18 protein-coding genes are annotated in these 20242 nt (G+C 56.6%); 11 read left to right on the top strand and 7 right to left on the bottom strand.

What is annotated here, in order from left to right; genetic code table 11:
• The first annotated feature begins 33 nt into the window (after positions 1–33).
• The 3 genes from LIO64_RS12770 to LIO64_RS12760 all read left to right on the top strand — a co-directional run bounded on the left by LIO64_RS12770 (position 34) and on the right by LIO64_RS12760 (position 2675).
• Positions 34–951, top strand: a complete 918-nt coding sequence (locus tag LIO64_RS12770) for a metalloregulator ArsR/SmtB family transcription factor (protein ID WP_290549833.1) — start codon at positions 34–36, stop codon at positions 949–951.
• A gap of 63 nt (positions 952–1014) precedes the next feature.
• Entirely contained in the window at positions 1015–1839 is an 825-nt protein-coding gene (locus LIO64_RS12765; RefSeq protein ID WP_290549832.1) for a hypothetical protein, read from the top strand.
• A gap of 161 nt (positions 1840–2000) precedes the next feature.
• On the top strand, positions 2001–2675 hold the full coding sequence (locus LIO64_RS12760; protein ID WP_290549831.1) for a hypothetical protein: 675 nt from the start codon (positions 2001–2003) through the stop codon (positions 2673–2675).
• A 14-nt stretch (positions 2676–2689) separates the two neighbouring features.
• Here LIO64_RS12760 and LIO64_RS12755 read toward each other — a convergent pair whose 3' ends face one another.
• Both LIO64_RS12755 and LIO64_RS12750 read right to left on the bottom strand, forming a co-directional pair.
• The gene (locus LIO64_RS12755; RefSeq protein WP_290549830.1) at positions 2690–3301 is read right to left on the bottom strand and encodes a hypothetical protein; all 612 of its coding nucleotides are present in this window, start codon (positions 3299–3301) and stop codon (positions 2690–2692) included.
• Positions 3302–3461: 160 nt separating this feature from the next.
• Positions 3462–5633, bottom strand: a complete 2172-nt coding sequence (locus LIO64_RS12750) for a sulfatase-like hydrolase/transferase (protein WP_290549829.1) — start codon at positions 5631–5633, stop codon at positions 3462–3464.
• Positions 5634–5741: 108 nt separating this feature from the next.
• Between LIO64_RS12750 and LIO64_RS12745 the strand changes: the two genes are divergently transcribed.
• The 3 genes from LIO64_RS12745 to LIO64_RS12735 all read left to right on the top strand — a co-directional run bounded on the left by LIO64_RS12745 (position 5742) and on the right by LIO64_RS12735 (position 9038).
• Positions 5742–6386: a hypothetical protein gene (locus LIO64_RS12745; protein WP_290549828.1), complete on the top strand. Its 645-nt coding sequence runs from the start codon at positions 5742–5744 to the stop codon at positions 6384–6386.
• A 132-nt stretch (positions 6387–6518) separates the two neighbouring features.
• A complete protein-coding gene (locus tag LIO64_RS12740; RefSeq protein WP_290549827.1) occupies positions 6519–8000 on the top strand; it encodes an MFS transporter in 1482 nt (493 codons plus the stop codon).
• 12 nt (positions 8001–8012) lie between these two features.
• The gene (locus tag LIO64_RS12735) at positions 8013–9038 is read left to right on the top strand and encodes an ankyrin repeat domain-containing protein (protein WP_290549826.1); all 1026 of its coding nucleotides are present in this window, start codon (positions 8013–8015) and stop codon (positions 9036–9038) included.
• Positions 9039–9080: 42 nt separating this feature from the next.
• On the opposite strand, the gene LIO64_RS12730 is transcribed toward LIO64_RS12735, so the two are convergent.
• Positions 9081–9260 (bottom strand): hypothetical protein, encoded by a 180-nt coding sequence (locus LIO64_RS12730; RefSeq protein WP_290549825.1) that lies wholly within the window; start codon positions 9258–9260, stop codon positions 9081–9083.
• 498 nt (positions 9261–9758) lie between these two features.
• Between LIO64_RS12730 and LIO64_RS12725 the strand changes: the two genes are divergently transcribed.
• The 5 genes from LIO64_RS12725 (at position 9759) to LIO64_RS12705 (ending at position 17091) form a co-directional block, all read left to right on the top strand.
• Positions 9759–10187 carry a hypothetical protein gene (locus LIO64_RS12725; protein ID WP_290549824.1) on the top strand — a complete coding sequence of 143 codons (429 nt, stop codon included), beginning with the start codon at positions 9759–9761 and terminating at the stop codon, positions 10185–10187.
• A 146-nt stretch (positions 10188–10333) separates the two neighbouring features.
• Entirely contained in the window at positions 10334–11623 is a 1290-nt protein-coding gene (locus LIO64_RS12720) for a TolC family protein (protein ID WP_290549823.1), read from the top strand.
• Between the two features lie 22 nt (positions 11624–11645).
• Positions 11646–13070 carry a hypothetical protein gene (locus tag LIO64_RS12715; RefSeq protein WP_290549822.1) on the top strand — a complete coding sequence of 475 codons (1425 nt, stop codon included), beginning with the start codon at positions 11646–11648 and terminating at the stop codon, positions 13068–13070.
• Positions 13071–13173: 103 nt separating this feature from the next.
• Entirely contained in the window at positions 13174–16332 is a 3159-nt protein-coding gene (locus LIO64_RS12710; RefSeq protein ID WP_290549821.1) for an efflux RND transporter permease subunit, read from the top strand.
• 132 nt (positions 16333–16464) lie between these two features.
• Positions 16465–17091, top strand: a complete 627-nt coding sequence (locus LIO64_RS12705; protein ID WP_290549820.1) for a TetR/AcrR family transcriptional regulator — start codon at positions 16465–16467, stop codon at positions 17089–17091.
• 83 nt (positions 17092–17174) lie between these two features.
• On the opposite strand, the gene LIO64_RS12700 is transcribed toward LIO64_RS12705, so the two are convergent.
• The 4 genes from LIO64_RS12700 to LIO64_RS12685 form a co-directional block, all read right to left on the bottom strand.
• Complete coding sequence (locus LIO64_RS12700) at positions 17175–17447, bottom strand: hypothetical protein (protein ID WP_290549819.1); 273 nt, start codon at positions 17445–17447, stop codon at positions 17175–17177.
• A gap of 261 nt (positions 17448–17708) precedes the next feature.
• Entirely contained in the window at positions 17709–18446 is a 738-nt protein-coding gene (locus tag LIO64_RS12695) for a tetratricopeptide repeat protein (RefSeq protein ID WP_290549818.1), read from the bottom strand.
• 52 nt (positions 18447–18498) lie between these two features.
• Positions 18499–19434 carry a methylenetetrahydrofolate reductase [NAD(P)H] gene (gene metF / locus LIO64_RS12690; protein WP_290549817.1) on the bottom strand — a complete coding sequence of 312 codons (936 nt, stop codon included), beginning with the start codon at positions 19432–19434 and terminating at the stop codon, positions 18499–18501.
• 36 nt (positions 19435–19470) lie between these two features.
• Positions 19471–20226 (bottom strand): hypothetical protein, encoded by a 756-nt coding sequence (locus tag LIO64_RS12685; protein ID WP_290549816.1) that lies wholly within the window; start codon positions 20224–20226, stop codon positions 19471–19473.
• Positions 20227–20242: the final 16 nt, after the last annotated feature.

Here is a 20242-nt window from a genome sequence, read left to right as displayed (position 1 = left end):
ATAAATCTCGATGCGTTGATATATTATTCCGCCATGAAGTCAATCCTAAAAACGCTTAAACTCCTGACAGACCCCACCCGCCTGCGCATCATCAACGTTCTGAATGAAGAATCTCTGAGCGTTGCGGAACTTCAGGAAATCCTCGGCATGGGACAGAGCCGCATCTCCACTCAGCTGGCCCAGCTCCGCCAGGAAGGAGTGGTGGAGGACACGCGCTCCGGGAAAAACGTCTTTTACACCCTCTCCCTGGCGAACGATCTTCACAACGTGGCCCTGAAAGCCTGTGAGGAACTGCCGGAAGCGGAAACGGACAAAAAAGCCCTGCAGGTCATTCTGGACAAACGTAAAAACCGCACGCAGGCCTACTTTGACGAAGTCGTGTGCCGACTGGGCAAGAATTACGCGCCGGGACGTTCCTGGAAGGCGCTGGCCGGGGCTCTTCTCCGCATCCTGAACTATGACGTGGTGGCGGACCTGGGAGCCGGGGAAGGCTTCGTCTCCCAGCTCATTTCCCCCAGCGCCAAGCAGGTGATCGCCGTGGACAACTCCCCCAGCATGGTGGAACTGGGACAGGAGCTGGCGCGCAAACACGGACTGGACAATCTGGAATACCGCCTGGGAGACATTGAAGCGCCGCCCATTGAGTCCGGCACCGTGGACCTGGCCCTGCTCAGCCAGGCCCTGCACCATGCACAGAAGCCGGTCAAGGCCCTGGAAGCCGCATGGGACATTCTCAAGCCCGGCGGCTGCCTGGTGGTACTGGACCTGCTCCAGCACGGACAGGAGGAAGCCCGGGAACTTTACGCGGACCGCTGGCTGGGCTTCACTCCCGCCGCCCTGGAAAGCATGCTCAAGGAAGCGGGATTCCGGAACATCCATACGGACATTGTGGACAGGGAACCGGAACCGCCCCATTTCCAGACCCTGATGGCCGCCGCCTGGAAACCGTAACTAAAAACTTCCCCTCTTGCGTTTACCCGCAATATCAACAAATACAACCCCAACTATACCGTCATGAGCTTTATTAAATCCTTCATTTCCTTCACCCTGGCCTTTATCCTCGCCTTCATTCTAGCGGCCGTGGCCATCATCTGGTTCTTGCCCTCACCCTGCCGGATCTTCCACGACAAAACGGATGACCGGTGCATGGCGCTTTCTCCTGAAGAACTGTACAACCAATATATGGAACTTTCCCCGGTAGAAAGAATCAGGGAGAAAAATACGCTGTTGTCCAAGGCGGCCCATGGAGGCTATCTTCCGGCAGTCCGTCAAATGGCGAAAGAAGCAAGGGAAAACGACATTCCGGAAGATGTGACAGGAAATGAATATTATTTCTGGATCAGGAAAGCGGCAGATATGGGAGACCCGGAAGCACAACATGAAGCCTTCCTCGAATGCGAGATGAGCGACGCAGAAAGCCTTGCCTACCTGTCCAAGGCGGCTGAACAAAACTATGCCCCGGCCCTCCTTTCCCTCGGTTGCCTCTACGCTGTGGGACACGAAACATATTACATCGCCAGAAATGAAAGAAAAGCGATTGAATGTTACCGGCGCGCCGCCAAAGCCAACAACCCGGAAGCCCGTTGCCTGATGTATCTTCTGGCCCGGCTCCAGATTCTTCCGGAAGCGGAAACGGCTCAGCTGAATCAACGCTACAGGGAAGAGGCAAAACAAGCGGAAGAAAGAATTTCCCCCTCTTTCGACTATCCGGAAGACCTGGAAAAAAGCGCTCATGCCTATGAGCTCCTAACAACCTATCTGCCGGCTAATGAAAAAGTCAAAGCCCTCCCGGAACCGACTTCACACATGGCCGACCCATTTGGAGAAAATGACAATTAATGCATCTGTTGTAAGGCAAAAAACTACCAGGCAAACGCTGATCAAGTATGAAAGTTAAATCCGGATTGATTATTTCAGGCATCGTTCTTGTTGCGGCTCTGGGCCTTTACTGGGCGCTTCCCTCCCGTGAACCTTCCGCGGAGGAATTATACCGCCAGTACATGGAGCTTTCCCCTTTTGAACAGTTCAACAACCGTGATATCCTTCTGAAAAAAGCAGCTGAGAAGGGATACACCCCTGCCATCCTCCAAATGGCAAATGATAATTTCATTAACAAAAAGGACCTCCAGTCCCGTGAATATGACTTCTGGATCAAAAAAGCGGCAGACCTGGGAGACCCGCAAGGACAGCTTGAAGCCTTTAACGCTCTGGATTTGCCAATTGAAGAGAACTTCAACTATCTGCTGAAGGCCGCCGGGCAATCCTATGGTCCCGCTCTTTGGGTACTAGGCCGCATTTATGCATCCGGAGACGAGGATTACCATATTGTACGGGATGAACAAAAAGCGCTGAAACTCTTCCGACAGGCAGCAGACGCCAATATGCCGGAAGCTCTTTATCTCCTGTACCTCCTGGACCGGTTAAATATCTTTCCTTTAGCGGAGCCGGGAAAAACAGAAGACATTTATCAGCGTTATCTTGAAGCAGCCAAGAAAGAGGGCGGGACCCCATATCCATCTTTCAACGACATACAGGAACTGACCCCGGATCAATGCAGGCGCATCTCCAATTTTCTTCAGGAATATATGAAAGGCGAGGAGAAGATTGAATCCATCATCCAAAAACTTCATGAAGAAATGTCCCGGACAAGGCACGACGGGCATCAAAATTCGTAAGATGACGCCAAATTTCAGCCTGCGGACTCCATATCCTCCGCAGCGCGTTCCTTCGGGAATGGTCGCCGGCCAGTCTCCAATGCCTGTCTCAAATCACGGACAATGCCTATCATCTGTTCCGTTGACAGATCCTCCTTCCCCTCAATCTCCTCATCCACCAGGGCTTTCATCTCTTCCAGCAGATGCTCCGGCTCCAGGCGGTAAGTGAGCAATACCCGGAACAGCTCCCGGCCCGCGTCCTGCAAGGGTACCGGTGGAAAATCCTTCACGCTTTTCAATTTTTCCTCTTCAAAGGAATTCAGAAGCTTTGCATAACGGGAGAAAGCGCGTTTGAATTCCTCCGGGCAGCCGGCAATCTCTACCGTAGCCAGATACCGGCGCAAGGAAATTTCCGCCTCCAGATGAACGGCTTTTTCCCCTGTGGATTCCGCCAGCCACGTCTCCTTCTGCTTCAGATACACCAGCAGGAGAACCTTCCGCATGGCTTCCCTCTGTTTACCCTTGGGTCCTTTTTTCAATTTGACCAGGTCCAAGTCCAGCTCTGCGGCATCGGGGCTCGCCACATCCTGGGCCGGAGACACTCCAAGAGCAGCCGCCATCATGACAAACGGCAGCCACTTCCTCATGCATTCCCGGATCTGGACCATTGCGGTCAGCAATTACATGAAAAACGGCTGAAAAGCAATCCAAAACCAGAAGCGTGACAGGCGGCCCCATGAGAATCGTTCTCCTGCCCTCCCGGCCCCGGCAGTATGCAATGGCGGGCAGTCCCGGAACCATTAGACGTTACTTTTTTCCGGACACCGAGAATGAGGACGCAGGAATTTCTTCCGGAGTGCCGCCATTCCGGGACCACAGCAGTTTGACTCCCGCCTTTGAAGCGCCCGCTCCGTGCACATATCCAATGCTGACGGGATGCAGGCCGGCTGCCAGAGGCACTCCTTTTTTCCCCGTTTCCGGAGTACATTCCGTCGTACCCGCGGCAGAAGAAGAAGAGGCCCTGCTTCCCGGCTTGTAATGGAAATCCGCATCCACCAGCTGCATGTCGTGCAGTCGTACAAAGGCCTTTGAACCCGCATTGGCATCCGTTTCAAGGAAAAATGTATACACTCCCGTTTCCGGGATACGTAAAAATCCTTTCCATTCCCCGCAGAAAGACGGTTTGGAAACCGTGCCGGGGACAAGACATCCGGACGTCTCTTCCACGGCAAAGGATTCATAACCTCTGACCGCTTCCGGTTTGGGAACCCAGGGGCATGCCTTTTCTGAAAGAAGCCTGAATTCCAACTTTCCGGAGGCCCCTTCATTCACTACCGAAGGAGGAACGGGTACGGAATCATAAGGTCTGCCCGCCAGACAACCGCGGACGGAATTGTGGTAATCATAAATTCTCCTGAGCTGCAAGACCCTGTTCTTGAAGTACTCCCCGTATCTCCGCCCTTCCGCCGTATCCGCAAGATTGCGGGACTCTTTGTGATCCTTCTCAATATCATAAATCTGGAAAGGATCATCATGGGACCGGATATTCTGCCTGACTCCTTTATACTTGCCCGAATAAATGATCTGCTGCTGAAAGCGGGGAGCGTTCCGATGCTCCGGAAGGAAGTTCTTGTAATTGGGCGTTTGCCCTTTCACGTTATATTCCACATACAGCACGCCAGGCTTCTGCTTTCCCTTTCCCGTAAGGGAGGGCAGCATGGAAACTCCATCCGTTTTCGCGGGAACCGGCATTCTCCCGGCTTCGGCAAAAGTCGCCATCCAGTCATGAAACTGGCTGGGAACATGGGAAACGCGCCCTGCGGGAATGGCAGCGGGCCAGCGCACAATCGCCGGGACTCTGATGCCGGCTTCCCAGGTGTCCCTCTTGATTCCGTCAAACGGCCCATAAGACTCAAAAAAATTGGGGTCCTGCGTAGGCCCAATGAAACTGCCCTCATTATGGGGTCCGTTATCCGAGGTAAAAACCACAATCGTATTTTTATCTATGTTCAGGTCCGAAAGCAATTTGAGCAAATCCCCCACGGCCTCGTCAATCCGGGCAATCATGGAAGCGTGCTTCTTTGCCCCATTCGGCCAGTTTCTGGAAGCGTACTGGGGATAAACGTATGAATTGCGCACGCCATTGGCCGTATTGATCAATTCTCCTTTCTTACCCAGCCACTGCAGGCCGCCCTTCAAGCCGCCCCCGGCCGGGTAGGCCTGTGTAGGGACTTCCAGCGCGGAATGGGGAGCTGTAAATGTCAGAGCCAGGAAAAACGGCTTATTTTTTGAGGTCTTTCTGTGGTCCACAATCCACTTCTTGGCCCGGGCCGTAAACAAATCCGTGGAATAGGAGTTTGTGCAGGACTTGGTGATATTATCATGCAGGTCCCAAATCACATTGGTGCCTGTCTGGGAGCGGCGGTCTGCGGGGTCATCCGCCGCATAATGCCGGTGCGCTCCTATGTGGTCCAGATGTCCGAAGAAGTAATCAAAACCCCGCTTATCCGGAAAAGCCGTAGATTCCCCCGGATTGCCTCCGCTTTCCGTTCCGCCGCCAATCCCCCATTTGCCGATCAGCGCCGTCGCGTACCCGGACTCTTTCAACATGGCCGGGAGCGTCAGGCAATCCTCCAGAGGCATGTCAAACGTATTATCCCTCACCACGCGGGCATGTCCCTGGTGAACGCCTGAAAACAGGGAGGCGCGGGAAGGGGCGCAAACCGGAGACCCCGCATAATGCCTGCACAGCTGAATCCCCTCCGCCGCCATCCGGTCAAGGGCAGGAGTCTGAATGGCGGGCTTTCCTTCACGGGCGCGGCGATTCTGGTGGAAAACGCCCAGGTCCCCCCAGCCCAAATCATCCACCAGAATGAACAGGATATTGGGCCGCGGGGGAGCCGGAGCGGCAACGGCCCAGCCGGAACAAAAGGAAAACAATATAAGGCAGCCCAAAAAGCGGAACAGGGGAGAAAGCATGACGGTTCGTTGTACGCCATCCCTTCCAGGCACAGCAAGCACAAAAGGCCGTCTTCATGCCATCCGGGGAGATTGACGGATACACGGCCGTATGCGAAAAAGCCGTCTATGCTATTCGCAGTAGTGATTTTCCTTTCCGTAGTCGTACTCGGCGTCATTGCCGCGCTGCGCTTCACCAAGGGAGTCATTCCGCTGCGTACGTACGAATCGCTGGAATTGCCGGGATTTCCAGGTCCGGCAGGACTGATTCACCGCCTGGACGGAGCGGAAAAACGCCAGCGGAAACTGGCGGAAGGCCGCTTTCCCGCTGTGGATGAAGACGGACTGATCAGCCTTCCCCCCGCCTGGGAGAACAAGGTGACTGCGGGACGCCTTGCCTGCGTAGCCCACACCTGGGCCATGAGCCGCCTGGTCAGGGAAGACCCTGCGGCAGCCAAAACCCGTAAAACCGCTTCCGCCCGCGCCACCATGATCCCCTTCTTCACGGCGCTGGTCCTGCTTGGGATGCTGGCAGCCGGATTGATGAAATTCCAGATTGCGCTGGCTATTGGCCTGGCCTGCTGGGCCTTCTTCACCTTTTCCGCCCTTCCCACCCAGTTCCGTGAATGGAAAGCGGCGGAAATAGCCAAATCAGGTCTGAAAGAAGCCGGATTATGGCCTCTGCTACCTTCGGACGCCATGGCCGTGGAACAATGCCTGAAGGCGCTGTCATGGTGCAGTGTGGCAGGATTCCGGCGCATTCTGCCCAGATAGGGAGGCTCCCTGGCAGGGAGGCGCATTTTTCCGGTTAATGCGGATTTTGGGAGAAAAAAACCTTGAAACGGGCGTGTGTGTAACCCACTCTTTCACCGTCGTCAAAATTTCCTCTACCGCCTCCATTTCTGCATGAACGAGTCTGCCAACCCCATCATCAAGTACTTTTCCGAGTTCAAAATCCTAAAAACCGTATCCAAGGATTTCTGGCTTACCAACGTCGTCCAATTCTTCGACGGCATGGCCTATTTCTCCATGATTACGGTGTTCGTCCTCTACCTGACGGACTATTGCAGCTTCAATGATGCGGACGCGGCCCTGTGGGTGGGCCTGTACACCCTTTTCATCTCCGCCTTCGTCTTTGCGGTAGGCTCCATTTGCGACATCATAGGCATCCGGCGCGCCTACCTGATCGGCTTCATCATCCTCATCACCGGGCGCCTCATCATGGGGCTGGGCCCGGACATCTGTCCCACGGTGGAAAGCGGACGCCTGACCGTCATGACAGGCATCCTGATCATGTCGTTCGGCACGGCGTTCATGTCTCCCGTCATTCAGACTTCCATCCGGCGCTTTTCTCCATTGAATGCGCGTTCCACGGGGTTCAATATCTATTACCTGCTGATGAACATTTCCGCCGTCGTCGCGAACGTATTCCTGATCGAATTTTTCCGGGAACATTTCGGAGCCGTGGACAGCGGTTTCTGGATCATCAACTTCGGTACGCTGATGGTGCTGCTGGGCTGCATCACCACCCGGTTCATTGATGAAAACAACTTCGCGGAACCAAGCGAAAAGGAAGCGAACCTCAAAGCCCCGCAACGCCGCCCCCTCCAGCTTTTCAGGGAGGTCTGGAAGGAATCCGCCTTCCGCAAGCTGATCCTGTTCCTCGTCCTCACCATGGGTGTACGCATCGTCTTCACGCTGCAATTCCTGGTCATGCCCAAGTATTACGTGCGCACGCTTTACGATGACTTCGCCATCGGCACCATCAACGCCATCAACCCGGCCATCATCGTCTCCGGCCTCATCCTTCTCATTCCCCTCCTGGGGCGCTTCTCCACCGTCAGCCTGATGATCGTGGGCATGTCCATCTCCGCGTTTTCCCTTGTTTTCATGGCCATTCCCATCGAATGGTACTATGTGGTTCCCGGAATTGAAACACGCTCCCAGGCGTACCTGGTAGCCATCGTGGCCCAGATCCTGGTCTTTGCATTCGGAGAACTACTCTTCTCCCCCCGTTTTTCCGAATATGTGGCACGCGTAGCTCCCAAAGACAAGGTGGCCTCCTACATGTCCCTGGCCGCCCTGCCCATGTTCATCGCCAAGCCCATCAACGGGATCATCGGCGGCCTGCTTGTCGCCTACCTCTGCTATGACGGCATCTGCGCCAAGATGGACACCGGGCACATCGGCTTCTGGTCCTCCCCGGAATTCATGTGGACCATTTACCTTGCCCTGGCCGTCATCAGTCCCATTGCCATCATCATGACCCGCAAGACCATCACTTCCGACCACCCGGAAGAGGATGCGGACTCACCGCCCATTGAAGCCATTGCAACGGAAACGGATCCGGCCGTGACGACGGAAGAACTTACGGAAGCCAACTCCTGACAGAACGAAACGATGAACCAGCACACGCGCAACATCCTTGTAGATTCCCTCATCCTGGTAGCTTTCAGTTCCATTCTCGGCGGACTCAGCCTGGTGGTTTCCAAATCCTTCTCCGGGGAAGACAATCCGGCCCTGGACCTCATCACCGTCATGAAAAAGGCGGAGGCCAAGGAAGTAAACGCCTCTACGGAAAAGGAGGAGAGGGAAGCCCGGGAAAAGGGCATGCAGGAATTTGAACAGAACCTGGAAAAGGGGGAAGAACTGGCTGGAAAACAAGGAAAAGCCTTTGTCAACATGACGGACCCGCACGGCAGAACGCCTGTCATGTGGGTGTGCTACGCCAATTACAATAATATTGAAACGACGCTCAAGCTGGAAGCCAAGCGGGCTCCCTACCTGGGAAGGCTTTTGCAGGACCCCCGTTTGAAAATCGACCAGAAGGACAAGGATGGATGGACCGCCTTGCACTGGGCCTCATGGAGCGGCCTGGACCGACTGTCCGAGATGCTGATTGAGAAGGCGGCGGACATCAACAACAAGGAGGGCAACGGCTTTACACCCCTGATGCTGGCGGCCATGCGCGGCAATATCCAGGTAGCGGCCCTCCTGCTGGAAAAAGGAGCGGACATGAACGCCGTCAACAAATTCGGAAAAACCGCGCTTCAACTTGCAGAAGAGGGGGCAGCAGCCTACCAGGCCAGCTTTGACCTGACCAAAACGAAAGTCTCCAAAGCTCCGCTTGATACCTTCACGGAAGCCTATGAAAAGGTCGTCTCCACCACATCCCCTGAACACGCTTCCGATTTCATGGAAGCCATGAAAACCGCAGTCGGCCGTCAGGCTTATGTAGAAACCGACTATGTCCTGCAAGTCATCACGCGCAGCCTGATTTCCAAAGAATTGCTCACAGAGAAGAGCGCCGGAAAGTTCAAGGAAGAAATCATGGGAGCCGTAACGGAGCATTCCCAGGATATCGACGTCCGCGGCGTGGCTTTTGAACGCACCGTGGACCTGCTCCGCAACGCGGCGGCGAAATAATGGAAAATGCCCGGCCATGCGCACAGCCCATACCAAACTTCATTAATGATGAAAAACATAAGAAGCTGAAAAAGCAGGGCCGCTCTCCAGTTTTCCAAAAGGGTGTTTGCCTGCGCAAACGCACAGATAAACACGCTTAAAGATGCGATATAAATAATGGTTGTACGAACTGTCCTTTTGTTCATCAATAATTTGCATTAAATTCCCGGCGGGATGTTCCATGAAGCAACGGAACCTCTCCCCTTTATTCATTGCATTGCTTCGTCAATCCATTTTTTCATCCATTCCAGGAAATCATCCATTCCGTCGGGGAACGCCTTTAACGCCACCACCTTTTCAGGCCCCGTGCAGGATTTACTGCCCCACACCTATCCGCCGCCCTGATCTTTATCCCTAAAGATTCCGTCTGTTTTCACAGCAAACCGCAGTAGACGGTACAAAACGTCAAGAATCAGCATATTGGGTACAAGAAAATACTTTGCCTTTCATGCTTGTAGAGTAAGTGATGTTTTCAGACCTGTTTTTGGTCCTTATTGTTGCTCTACTTAGAAAATAACCTAGAGGATCAACGCTCATTATAAATCTCTATTAAAAGGACAGTCAGAGAAAGATTGCCTTTCTTCCGTAGAATCCTCACTATTTCTTCCCGTCCAAGGTTCCGACATCCGTCACTTTGCTCTTGACGCTTTTCCGGCTCCTTTCTACGATCCGGCCCATACCATGGTTAGAGCATTGCGCAACGGCATCATGCTGCTTACCCTTCTGCTGGTCATCGTAGGCGGAACGGGCATGGTTTCCGTATGCCCCTGCCATGAGGAAGTTTTCCTCTTTTCCTGCTCCTGCCATGAAGAGGCCTCCCCTTGCGGATGCAGCGGGAACCAGGATCCCGGCAACGGCACTTCCAATCCCCTGGCCGGGCACCTCTGCGAACACCAGCGGCTGGAGATTGACGATCTGACGATGCCCGTCATCCAGGCGCCACTTCCCCAGCCATGCGTCATCTGGCAAACACTGCCTGACTTCCACCATCTGGCCCAGCTCTTTCTTTTAACAAGCCGGACACCGGATTCCGCAACACCGCCCCCCCCTGACCCCTTCAGGGACGACGGCCCGGCACATGAAGGATTCCAACTTCCCTTGCTGATTTAACGGCATTCTTTCAGAAACGCCCTTGAAGGCGTTTCCGGCCGCTCCCGTATTTTTTTGATGGCGGCCTTCCCCGTTTTTTACGCGGAATCGTTTTCCGCACTGTCCAAACCTGATTGGGCCGAATTGTTTCCATTCCTTTTCCCACCATGAAATCCATACCATTTTTCGCAGGGCTCGGCATGACCGCCTTTCTCAGTTCCTGCAGCGTTTATCACAGCGCACCCATCGACCTGAATGCGGAGGAAGCCTCCTGGAAAGAGGCGTCCCGCATGGATGCCCATGCCTCCGTCACCCAGAACCAGGCACGCCAGATCGGCCTGGTCATGAATCCGGATCTGAACAAGGCCCGCCTGAAGCTGGCTTCCAGCAATGAAGTCGCCAAACAGTCGGGCTGGTGGAATGATCCATCCTTTTCCTGGGACATTGAACAAGTCCTCCAGGAGAATACGCTTAACATGTCCGGCAGCCTGGGCTTCACCATTCCCGTGACCGGCCTCCCCGCGCTGGAAAAAAAAGTGGCGGAACAGTATAAGGAGGCGGACTTCTGGACCCTCCGCCAGGCGGAGCTGGATTTCCTCAGTTCCCTGGACCAGGCCTGGAGCAAGCTGGCCGTTACCCGGCGCCGCAAGGCGGTCATCCGGGAACGCCTGGAGGTGGTGCGGCATGAAAACGGCATGATTGAAAAACTCATTGGCGCGGGGGAAGTGGAATTTTCCTCCCGCCAGGTGGCTTCCCAGCGCATGAATGACGCCATCCGGGAACTCCAGGCCGTTACGGAAGCGGAACTGGAACAGAAAATGGAGCTGGTGAAGCTGATGGGCCTGCATCCCTCCGCGGCCCAAAAGCTCGGCTTCCTGACGGGACAGGGCTTCCAGCTGCCTGCCGCCGTTCCGGCCCCCGGCCCCGCCGCCCTGACGGCAGCTCCTAAAATCAAGGCCCAGCTGGCTGCTTACGCCACCACGGAAACGCTGTTCAAGACGGAAATCCGCCGGCAGTATCCGGAACTGGAACTTGGGCCTTCTTTCACCCGGGACGACGGCGAAAAGGAAGTGGGAGGAGAAATAGGCTTCAATCTTCCCCTCTGGAACCGCAACCGCAAGGCCATTGCAGAAGCCCGCGGCACACGGGACCTGTCCAGGCAGGAAACCATCCAGCTTTGGAAAACGGAATTATTCAACGCCCGCCAGCTTGACGCCAGCCAGCAGATGGTGCTCCGCCACTGCCGGACGGAGCTTCAGCGCGTGGAGTCCTTCGCCGCCTCCGTCCGGACCATGGAAAAATTACACGGAATCGGGGAGGCTTCCCTGCTGGAACTGGCGGAAAACCGCCATCAGCTTTATGAAAGCCGCCTGGCTTTCCTGGACAATCTGGACAAGCTGCTCGCCATTCAGGCCCAGCTGCGCTACCTCACCCACGCCAATCTTCAATCCAAATAAATTCCTCACCATCTTAACGAACATGAAACGTCTCTATTTTTCCATCATCCTGGGCCTCGCTCCCGTTTTCGGCCTCAATCCCGCACGCGGAGACCAGCAGGCCCCCGCGGAACATCAACATGAGGACGGCACCGCCTGCACGGCGGACCACGGCCATGAGGAACACCAGCACCAGGAAGGGGAAACCTGCACTGAAGGCCACGCCCATGAGGAACACCAACATGCGGACGGTTCCGTCTGCACGGGCGACCATGAGCATGAAGGCCACCAGCATGCGGAAGGGGAAGCCTGCACAGGCGACCACGACCATGACCATGACGAAGCCGCGGAAAAAGGCGCCGGCCAGCTGGCGGACATGATTCCCGTGCATGTGGATGAAAAGGCGCGCCATTCCCTGGACATGCGTTTTGAAAAGGTGACGGAAGTTCCCCATGGCGCGGAGAAGACCCTTCACGGCCAGATGGTCATTCCTCCGCATGCAGTGACCACATACGCCCTTCCCGCCGCAGGGCGCGTGACCTTCAATGTGAAATCCGCCCAGCAGGTGCGCAAGGGGGAACTGCTGTACACGCTGGCCTCCCCGGACATCGTGGAGATGGAAGGGAACGCCTCCCAGGCACAGGCAGCCCTGGACCGCGCCGTGGCGGAACTCAATACCCTCAGGCAGCGCCAGGCCCAGCTGGAAAAGATCGGCACCAGGAACAGTGAACTGAACACCTCCATTCAATTCAAGGAGGCGGAAATCCACAGCCTCCGGGCCGCCCTGGCCGCCAGCAGTAATAAATTAAAGCTGGTCACGGATTCCGGGGCATTGAAAAACAACCTCCTCTACGTATACGCCGCGGCGGACGGTTCCGTTCAATCCGTGAACATGACGCAGGGTTCCTGGGGGGAACAGGGTGCGCCCGCCCTCGTCATGACCAACAAGGGGGAACTGGAATTCTCCACCACCATTTACGGAGCGGACCCCGTCCATTATGCGAAAGCCCAGCTGGCCCTGACCAGCGGTAAACATACGGAAGTCCTGAACGGCAGCCTGAGAGTAGCCGAACAGGTGGACCCCGCCACACAGTCCCGCGCCCTGTATTTTGTGCCGGAGAACATGCCGGAAGGAACGCATGCGGGGCAGATTGCCCGGCTGGACCTTTATTCCCATGACGCCGCCAAGGACGGTTTTATTCCCGTTCCCAACAGCGCCGTCGTCAAAGTGGGGGTGAACGACGTAGTTTTCATCAAGGCGGGAGACGATACCTTCGTCATGAAGAAGGTGGAAACGCTGCCCGCCCGGCAGGGAAAAACGCCCGTCAAGGGGTTGACGCCGGGACAGACCATCGTGACCAAGGGCGGCTATGAATTGAAATACATCCTGCCCACGGGAAATGCCGGAAGCAAGAAAGCGGCCGGCCACTTTCATGCGGACGGCCAGTTCCATGAAGGGGAACACTAACCCATGAGCAAAGACAAAAGATTAAAGAACAAACAACCAGGAACAGAGCTCTTGAAACAATCCCTTTAATCTTTCATCATTAGTATTTAATAACTAAAAGTTTATGAACTTTCTAATTTCATTCTGCCTGAATAACAGGATCACCGTGATTCTGCTGACGCTCGCCCTGGCGGTCATCAGCATTTTCGTGGTGAAAAATATTCCCGTGGACGTATTCCCGGAACTGAAGGTGCCGCGCGTCACCATCCAGACGGAAGCCCCCGGCCTCACCGCAGAGGAAGTGGAGCAGTATATCACCATTCCCATTGAGTCTGCCATGAACGGAACCGCAGGAGTCAAGGGCGTGCGCTCTTCCTCCGGCAGCGGCCTTTCCTTCGTGTGGGTGGATTTTGACTGGGACAAGGACATCTACCAGGCCCGCCAGATTGTAGCGGAACGCCTGGGAGCCGTGCGGGACTCCCTGCCGGAGGGCACATCCCCGGAGCTGGCCCCCATCGTCTCCGTAACGGGAGAAATCATGCTGATCGCCCTGACGGGGGACAAGGACACCAGCACGCTGGACATGCGGCAGTTGGCGGAATACAAGCTGCGCACGCGCCTGCTGGCCATTCCCGGCGTGGGACAAGTCACGGTGCTGGGCGGCCGCCTGCCGGAATACCAGGTGATTTACGACCCCAACAAGCTCAAGCTGGCAGGGGTGGACCTTTCCAACCTGAAAACGGCCGTTGAGGAATCCCAGTCTTCCGTTCCTGCAGGGTATCTGGAAGATGTGGCCGGGCAGGAATTGCCCATCCAGCAGGATACCCGCACCGCCAACATCGAACAGCTCAACCGCGCCCTGGTTCCGGACCATCCCTCCGGCATCCTGCGGCTGCAGGACGTGGCGGAAGTCAAGATAGACGGCGCGCCGCGCCGCGGAGACGCCGGGTTCATGGGGGAAGACGCCGTAGTGCTCTCCGTGCAGAAGGTCCCGGGGGCCAATACGCTGGCCCTGACGCAGGCCGTGGACGCCGCCATCCGGGAATTCACCCAGAGCCAGCTTCCCAAGGGCATGAAACTGCATACCAGCGCCTACCGCCAGGCGGACTTTATTGAAATGTCGCTGGACAACGGCACGGAGACCCTGCTCATTGCAGGTGCGGTGGTCATGATCGTCATCTTTCTGACCCTGTTGAACCTGCGTACGGCCATCATCACGCTGATTTCCATGCCTCTGTCCGTCCTGTTCGGGATGATGATGTTCCCCGTTTTCGGGCTGGCGATCAACATCATGACCCTGGGCGGCCTGGCCGTGGCCGTGGGGGATGTGGTGGACAATGCCATTATTTTCGTGGAAATAGCATGGCGGCACCTGAACCGGAACGCCGCCCTGCCGGAAGACAAGCGCAAGAGCAAGTATGAAGTGCTGATGAAGGCCAAGGGGGAAATCGTAGGATCCATCTCCTTCTCCTCCATCATCATCCTGCTGGTATTCACGCCGGTGCTCTTCCTATCCGGCCTGGAAGGGCAATTCTTCCGTCCTCTGGGCATTTCCTACATGCTGGCCCTGCTCTCCTCCCTGATCGTAGCCGTCACCATCACTCCGGTGCTTTGCTACATGTGGTTCAAGAAGAGCAAAAACGCCGCCACGCTGGAAAGCGGGGACTCATTCAGCTCCCGCCTTATCAAGCGCATTTATGCGCCTATCCTTGAATTCTGCCTCCGCTTTTCCAAGACGGTCTGCGCCATCATGGCGGCCGTCACGCTACTGGCCCTGTGGCTGGGCTCCACCTTCGGAACCAGCTTCCTGCCGCCGTTCAACGAGGACTGCTACACGGTCTTCGTCAGCACCGTGCCGGGAACCTCCCTGGACGAAACGGAACGCATTTCCCGGACGGTCATGAAGGACATTGAACGCATTCCGGGCGTCCTCAGCGTCACCCAGCGCACGGGACGTGCGGAAAATGATGAACACGCGGAACCCGTCAGCGCCTCCGAGCTGCTTGTGCGCGTGGATTTGAAGAAGGACCAGAAGGAACTGCGCGCCGCCATCAAAAAGTGCATTGACGACATCCCCGGCACCAGCTCCATGATCGGCTATCCTCTGGCGCACCGCATCAGTTCCGCCCTGTCCGGCTCCAACTCGGAAATCGCCATCAACATTTACGGAACGGAACTGCCTCAGCTCCGCCTGGCCGCCCAAAAGGCCAAGGAGATTCTGGCGAAAATGCCGGAAGTGGCGGACGCGCGCGCCAACCGGGAGATCATGGTGGATACCATCCGCGTGCAGTACAACCAGGAAGCACTGGCTTCCCGCGGCCTGACCATGGCGAATGCCGCGGAGCAGGTCTCCACGGCCATGAACGGCCAGAAACTGGGGGAAGTGATCAAGAACCAGGACCACTGGAACATTGTCCTGCGCATTGATCCCAAACTGAAGACGTCCATTGAAGACATCAAGAACCTGGAACTGCTTTCCCCCAATAAAAAGACCGTGCGCCTGGACGACGTAGCACACGTGTACCGGGAGGAGGTTTCCAACCTCATCCTGAGGGACAACACCATGCGAAAGGCCATGATCTCCTGCAACCCCTCCCCCAACTCCAATCTGGGGGACCTGGCGAAGGCCTGCCGCGAACAGCTGGACCCCGTGATGAACGCCATGGGCTGCACGGTGGACTATGACGGCACCATCAAGGCGCGTGAATCCGCCTCCGAACGGCTCTACGTGCTGGGCGCCATCATGATGGTGCTTATCGTACTGCTGCTCTCCTCCGCGCTGGGGAGCGTCCGCCGCGCCATGCTGACGCTGGTAAACATTCCGCTGTGCCTGGTGGGCGGCATCGTGGCCGTCTTCCTGGCCTCTCCCGGCACCCTCTCTTCCCTGTTCCACTCCACCTATATTCCGCCCATCCTTTCCGTGGCTTCCATCGTGGGGTTCGTCACGGTCATTGGCTTTGCCATCCGCAGCGGGCTGATCCTGCTCAACAGGTACCGGGCCCTGGAACACAAGGGCCTGGACCCGGCGGACGCCATCCGGGAAGGTTCCCTGGAACGCGTGGTCCCCATCATCATGACCTCCCTGACCACGGTGCTGGGGCTGCTCCCGCTGATCTGGGCCATTGACAAGCCCGGCGGCGAGCTGCTCGGCCCGCTGGCTATCGTCCAATTCGGCGGTCTGGTTTCAGCCACCATCCTGAATCTGCTCATCATTCCGGCCACGGCCAAACTCTTCTCTCGCTGGATTTCTTCCCGGCGGAAAGAACTGGAAGCAACATCCTGATTCATTCAGGATTCCAGCGGCGGAACCGGGAAAAAGACGAGGCCCTGGTTCCGCCTTTTACAATAACAGACGTAACAAGTCCTTGCCTTCCGGCCTGATAAGGAGCACACATGGATCTTAAGCTTCACCCTCATGCCCAAACGGAAATCCACCAGAGAGCATCTGCTCAACACGGGAGCCATGATCGTGGGAGAATCAGGGCTCCGCGCACTCACCATCCGGGGCCTTTCCCTGCGCGCCGGGACCAATACCGGAAGCTTCGTCTACCACTTCGGCAACCGTGAGGCTTTTCTGAACGAATTGCTGGAACGCTGGTATGAACCGCTGTTCACCGGCGTCAGAACCCACGCCAACATTCATCTTCCGGCCTTTGAAAAACTGGAAGCCATCCTGGGGGACGTCATGGAGTTCCTGCTCCGCCATGGACAGTTCATCGCCCAGCTGGTGCTGGACGCCCTGGCAGGGGAACGGGCGGCCATCCGCTTCATTTCCGGCATCCATACGCGCCATCCCCTGGTACTGCTGGAAACCATACGCAAGGCCCAGGAGGAAGGTTCCGTGCTCAAGGGAGACCCCATGAACATTCTCATTTACCTCGTTTGCTGCGGAGGAGCTCCCTTCATCCTTTCCGGCCAGCTCCAGGTGCACGACCCGAAAGCCGCACGACCCGTACTGGACCTGCTGGGCTCCATTCTCAACGACCCGGAAAGCGCCAGGCAGCGCATGACCTGGGCGCTCCGCGGCATCCGGCAGCCTTGAACGGCTGCCGTTCTCCGGGAAGACCGCACCACTCTTTTCAGAGCGGAAGCGCCGCAAAGTTCACGGCCATGGAGCCGCCCGTCCTACCTTCCACGGTAGGGACGGTGACGAGGACGGGGCGGCGGGGGAGGAGGACCGTGATGATGCCAGTCATTACGGTACCTGTCCTTGTCACGGTCATGCTGAACGGCCGCGCCGATGGCGGCTCCGGCGGCCAGCGCTCCCACTCCTATGGCGGCGGCGCCTCCCGGCGTTACGGCGTTGTTTCCGTAACTATCCGTCGTGCAGGACGGCATCAGGGAAAAGGCCAGCCCGGCCAGGGGAAGAAGCCAGAGGGATTTAATCTGTTTATTCATGGTCTGAAAAAATATTTCTGGATGCCGGCTGCCCGGCTTACATTCATTAAGCGCATGATTCTCGCATTTTTTGTTTAAGCATGTCAGAACCCGGAAGGAAATTCCTGGTATCATGACATTCCCCGCCATTCACGGCAGAAATGCCGGGGCCTCCTGCTCCGGCATGCCTGAATATAAAAATCCGCATGCTCTGTAAGAAAACAGACATGCGGATAGGAAAAACGTTCATCTTCCGGAAAACACCGGGAACGCTCTCACGGATTATTTCTTTTCCGTAACGGGTTCAATGCGAACGGGGCTTTGAATATCAAACAGGCTCTTGCGCAGCAAATAGCCTTCGCGCCGGAGGACAAACGCGCTGGACGAGAATTTCTCTTCAAGTTCACGGTAAAAAGCGCCCGCGGCAGCATTGTCTTTCTTGGCCCGGGCGATGTCCCCGAGGCACATGGCGGCAAAACCGGAAAAAGTGGGGTCCCCCGCCTCCACCACGGAACGGAACAGGCCTTCCGCCTCATCCGCCTTCCCGCGGTTCATCAGGCGGCATGCCAGAGTAACGGAAGCCTGGGCTTTCCATTCCTCCGTGGGAGCGGAATCGATAAAGGCTTTCATTCTGGCTACGCCTTCATCTTCCTTGCCGGCGTTCCACAGGGCAACCGCCTGCAGGTAGGTGGCGGTGACGGCGGCGCGGGAATCGCCAAAGTCGGACACCACCTGCTGGAGCCCCGGTTCATTCAGGGAAAGCTCTCCGGTCGCGGGAGATACCGGCATGGCAGCTACCAGGGCGGCTCCCGCCTTCTTTTCCATGGAGTCCTGCATGCCATTGTAAATGATCCAGCCGGCGGCTCCAAGGACGCAAAGCAGCACGACGAGGGCAACCTTGCCGTAGTGTTCATCCAGAAACTGTTCATGCTTGGCCGGCCCGACGGAAATTTCCGCAAACGCGCTTCCATCGCCCATAGGCATGTTGTCCATGGCCCGTTTAATATCCTTGATATCCATAATATGTTGAAGAGGTTTCTACCGTGTTGTCCTGGTCAAATCAATCAGCTTTTTACTTATCTTCGCCATGTTCCAGAAGCTGGAGGGAATCCTTCAGGCCCAGGTTCCTGTAGATTTCCCGGGTAGCGCGGCTCTGGTTGAGCGTATAAAAATGAATGCCGTCCACGCCGGAATCCAGCAGTTCGGCGCATTGGCTGGAGGCGTACTGGATGCCTACTTCCTGAATGGCGTCCGGATTGGAGCCGGCGCGCTTCAGCGCCTTGAGCAGCCGGGCCGGAAAGCAGGTGCCCCCGGAAAGTTCCGCCATGCGGTTCATGCCGGACAGGCTGGTTACGGGCATGATGCCGGCCAGGATGGGCACCCTGATGCCCGCCAGCAGGCAGCGCTCCCGGTAGTCCAGAAAAGAGTGGTTGTCAAAAAACAGCTGGGTGCAGATGTAATCCGCGCCGGCCTCCACCTTCGCTTTCAGGAAATCCATCTCGCGCAGGCGGTTCGGGGTAGCTGGATGCCCTTCCGGGAAACCCGCCACTCCTATGGCAAAACCATCCGGGTCCGGATGGCGGCCGGATTCATTATACTCACGGATGAAGGCCACCAGATCCGCCGCATGACGGAAGGCGTCCGCATCACGGTCATAATTTTCCACGCCGCGCGGAGGATCCCCCCGCAGGGCCAGCACGGCCCGGACCCCTGCCTGGGCATATTGGTCCAGGATATTCCAAACTTCCTCCCGGGTGTGCCCCACGCAAGTAAGGTGCGGCACCGTGGGAATGCGTGATTCCTGCTGGATGCGCAGAACCACCTCACGGGTAAGTTCCCGGGTGGAGCCGCCCGCTCCATACGTCACACTGACAAAACTGGGATGGTAGGGTTCCAGTTCACGGATGGTCCGGTACAGGGCCGCCGCCGCCTGCTCATTCTTGGGCGGGAAAAATTCAAAGGACAGACTGGGACCTGCGCCCGACTGCAATCTTTCTCTCAGGTGCACTTCTTTTTACTGGGCTTGGCTCTATCCGGCTCCGCATTACGGCTCCATGGGGATCATCACCGGCTGGGGAGGAGCCGCGGGAGAAGGGACGGCGGCCGGGTCTGCGCCGGACTCGCCTCCTACAGGCATGTTTTCCTGCCAGCTGGCGGGCGGGATAATCACTTCATCCCCCGGCTTGATGGTCTCCTTGTCATTATTGTCAAAAAGCGTATTGCGCTTCACATAGGACTGGAACACTTTCCCGTCCGGATCAACTCCGTCAATGATGAGGGAGACAAAAATGCTCCCGCGCCTCCGGATGCCCAGTTCCTGCCCTACTTTCAAATTCGGCTGGCCGATGGACTGGAACAAGACCAGATTGGCGTCACGGTAGTATTCCGTCACACGGCCCACTTGCTCCGCATCCTTGATTTCATTAAGCCATTGCAGGCGCGGATCGCCTTTTTCAAGGCTCTTGCGTTCCAGCAGGGCGCGTTCCTCCTCCGCCATGGCGCGGCGCTTCTTCAATTCTTCATTTTCCTTCTTCATCCGTTCCAGCTCAGCCGTGGCGTGGGCCAGTTCCTCGCTCACCACGGGGTCCGCCACCACCACAGGCTGAACGGCGTTGCCGGGAGCCTGGGTGGGCACCGGTATATAAGAGGAAGGAGTGACGGCTGCGGGAACAGGCGCGGGGGCTATCTGCTGCTGTTGCTGGATTACGTCCATCCGGGAGGAAATGTTCACATAAATCATTCCCAGAACGGCCAGCACCACTACCAGGAATACCAGAATAAGGATGCGGAAGTTGCTCATGTCGTCAAATGGTGGA

The organism is Akkermansia sp., from assembly GCF_020860705.1.
Classification (GTDB): Bacteria; Verrucomicrobiota; Verrucomicrobiia; order Verrucomicrobiales; family Akkermansiaceae; genus Akkermansia.
Note: the sequence above shows the minus strand (reverse complement) of the source record. Positions and strands in the feature narration are given on the sequence as shown.

What these genes read in the sequence shown, in the direction of transcription:
- LIO64_RS12735 (WP_290549826.1), top strand. Translation starts at nt 8,013, where the DNA reads ATGAACCAGCACACGCGCAACATCCTTGTAGATTCCCTCATCCTGGTA.
- LIO64_RS12730 (WP_290549825.1), bottom strand. Translation starts at nt 9,260, where the DNA reads ATGGAACATCCCGCCGGGAATTTAATGCAAATTATTGATGAACAAAAG.
- LIO64_RS12720 (WP_290549823.1), top strand. Translation starts at nt 10,334, where the DNA reads ATGAAATCCATACCATTTTTCGCAGGGCTCGGCATGACCGCCTTTCTC.
- LIO64_RS12705 (WP_290549820.1), top strand. Translation starts at nt 16,465, where the DNA reads ATGCCCAAACGGAAATCCACCAGAGAGCATCTGCTCAACACGGGAGCC.
- LIO64_RS12685 (WP_290549816.1), bottom strand. Translation starts at nt 20,226, where the DNA reads ATGAGCAACTTCCGCATCCTTATTCTGGTATTCCTGGTAGTGGTGCTG.
- LIO64_RS12700 (WP_290549819.1), bottom strand. Translation starts at nt 17,447, where the DNA reads ATGAATAAACAGATTAAATCCCTCTGGCTTCTTCCCCTGGCCGGGCTG.
- LIO64_RS12770 (WP_290549833.1), top strand. Translation starts at nt 34, where the DNA reads ATGAAGTCAATCCTAAAAACGCTTAAACTCCTGACAGACCCCACCCGC.
- LIO64_RS12765 (WP_290549832.1), top strand. Translation starts at nt 1,015, where the DNA reads ATGAGCTTTATTAAATCCTTCATTTCCTTCACCCTGGCCTTTATCCTC.
- LIO64_RS12755 (WP_290549830.1), bottom strand. Translation starts at nt 3,301, where the DNA reads ATGAGGAAGTGGCTGCCGTTTGTCATGATGGCGGCTGCTCTTGGAGTG.
- LIO64_RS12715 (WP_290549822.1), top strand. Translation starts at nt 11,646, where the DNA reads ATGAAACGTCTCTATTTTTCCATCATCCTGGGCCTCGCTCCCGTTTTC.
- LIO64_RS12760 (WP_290549831.1), top strand. Translation starts at nt 2,001, where the DNA reads ATGGAGCTTTCCCCTTTTGAACAGTTCAACAACCGTGATATCCTTCTG.
- LIO64_RS12745 (WP_290549828.1), top strand. Translation starts at nt 5,742, where the DNA reads ATGCTATTCGCAGTAGTGATTTTCCTTTCCGTAGTCGTACTCGGCGTC.
- LIO64_RS12725 (WP_290549824.1), top strand. Translation starts at nt 9,759, where the DNA reads ATGGTTAGAGCATTGCGCAACGGCATCATGCTGCTTACCCTTCTGCTG.
- LIO64_RS12750 (WP_290549829.1), bottom strand. Translation starts at nt 5,633, where the DNA reads ATGCTTTCTCCCCTGTTCCGCTTTTTGGGCTGCCTTATATTGTTTTCC.
- LIO64_RS12710 (WP_290549821.1), top strand. Translation starts at nt 13,174, where the DNA reads ATGAACTTTCTAATTTCATTCTGCCTGAATAACAGGATCACCGTGATT.
- LIO64_RS12740 (WP_290549827.1), top strand. Translation starts at nt 6,519, where the DNA reads ATGAACGAGTCTGCCAACCCCATCATCAAGTACTTTTCCGAGTTCAAA.
- LIO64_RS12695 (WP_290549818.1), bottom strand. Translation starts at nt 18,446, where the DNA reads ATGGATATCAAGGATATTAAACGGGCCATGGACAACATGCCTATGGGC.